Source organism: Variovorax sp. 01T439_2 (assembly GCF_056398445.1).
Genome location: NZ_JBFTPJ010001153.1, coordinates 1 through 1,602 on the forward strand (window position 1 = coordinate 1; position 1,602 = coordinate 1,602).

General features: G+C 68.4%; 3 protein-coding genes. 2 read left to right on the top strand and 1 reads right to left on the bottom strand.

Features of this window, described 5'->3' with window-relative positions:
- Both AC1DOC_RS32960 and AC1DOC_RS32965 read left to right on the top strand, forming a co-directional pair.
- On the top strand, positions 1-754 hold a 754-nt coding region (locus AC1DOC_RS32960; protein WP_478131482.1), incomplete at its 5' end, for a TonB-dependent receptor domain-containing protein.
- A gap of 34 nt (positions 755-788) precedes the next feature.
- Positions 789-1,349, top strand: a complete 561-nt coding sequence (locus tag AC1DOC_RS32965) for a YaeQ family protein (RefSeq protein ID WP_028254001.1) — start codon at positions 789-791, stop codon at positions 1,347-1,349.
- A 2-nt stretch (positions 1,350-1,351) separates the two neighbouring features.
- Here the strand turns inward: AC1DOC_RS32965 and AC1DOC_RS32970 are convergent, their stop codons facing one another.
- Positions 1,352-1,600 carry a DUF2007 domain-containing protein gene (locus tag AC1DOC_RS32970; RefSeq protein ID WP_478131483.1) on the bottom strand — a complete coding sequence of 83 codons (249 nt, stop codon included), beginning with the start codon at positions 1,598-1,600 and terminating at the stop codon, positions 1,352-1,354.
- Positions 1,601-1,602: the final 2 nt, after the last annotated feature.

A 1,602-nucleotide genomic window follows, 5' to 3' on the forward strand; every position in this document is an offset into this window, starting at 1 on the left:
GCTCTACCGCATGAACGAGCGCTGGTCGGTGTTCGCGAACGCCGGCGTGTCCTTCGGGCCGCAGCAGTATGCGCAGCTCGCGCAGTCCACCAGCGGCCTGCACCCCGAGAAGGCCAAGACGTATGAGATCGGCACGCACTACAAGGGCGAGGCCTGGAGCGGCGAGCTCACGCTGTTCAACATCAACTTCGACAAGGAACTGCTGCTGGCCCGCTCCATCACCGGCGACGTCGGCCAGTGGACCGACCTGGGCGCCACGCGGCACCGCGGGCTGGAATCGGCGCTGCGTTACCAGCTCGGCAGCCTGAGCGATTCGCTCAAGGGCCTGTCGGTGTCGGCCACCTACACCTACACGCAGGCGATTGCCAAGGCCGGGGCCTTTGCCGGCCGCGACCTGCCCTTCTACTCGCGCCAGGTGGCCACGCTCGGCGCACGCTACGAGCGCGGGCCGTGGACCTTCAATGCCGACGTGTACGCGCAGTCGAAGCAGCGCTCGCCGGGCTCGCCCGACGACGGCGCGCAGTACATCACGCTGGAAGACCCGAACGGCCGGCTCGGCAACATTCCGGGCTACGCCACCATGAACCTGCGCGCGGCGTACGACTTCGGCCCCTCGATGTGCCACCTGAAGCTCGCCGTCGGCATCAAGAACCTGTTCGACCGCCGCTACTACAACCGCTCGGTCGACAACAACGGCGGCAAGTACGTGGGCCAGCCGCGCACGGTGTACCTGCAGGCCTCGGTGGCGTTCTGACGCGGCCCGTGGGGGCGCATACACTCGCGCACCCATGGCCCTCAAATCCACCATCTTCAAGGCCGCCCTCGCGGTGGCCGACATCGACCACGGCTACTACGCCGACCATGCGCTGACCCTGGCGCGCCACCCGAGCGAGACCGACGAGCGGATGATGATCCGGCTCGTCGCGCTCGCGCTCAACGCGCACAAGCTGCAGGACGTGTGCAACGGCGACGGCACGCTGGCCTTCGGCGCGGGCCTGTCGAACGTGGACGAGCCCGATGTCTGGCTGCGCGACTTCACGGGCGAGACCAAGCTGTGGATCGAGGTCGGCCAGCCCGAGGACAAGCCCGTCATCAAGGCCTGCGGCAAGGCGGACGAGGTGATCGTCTACTGCTTCAACCACGCCGCCGAGATCTGGTGGCGCGGCATCGAGAACAAGCTCACGCGGCCGCAGAACCTGCAGGTCTACCGGGTGCCGACGGAAGCCTCGCAGGCGCTGGCCGCGCTCGCACAGCGCAGCATGCAGCTGCAGGCGACGATCCAGGAGAACACGCTGACGCTGGGCGACGGCACCCACAGCATCGACGTCGAACTGCTGCGCTGGAAGTAGCCTCAGGCCACCGGCATCATCGCGCCGCAGTGCCAGCACTGCTCGAAGCCGCCTTCGATGCGCTCGCCGCAGGCGCACTGCCAGTTGCGCTGCGGCCGGTGCTGGGCCGCATGCAGCACCTGCTGCGCGCGCTCGAACTGGGTTTCGTCGTCGATCCAGATCTCGGGCAGGCACTGGTCGGGCGGCAGCTGGCCCATGACGGCGCCCAGGTATTCGCGCTGCACCGTCGCCTCCACGCCCTCCTCCCGCAGCG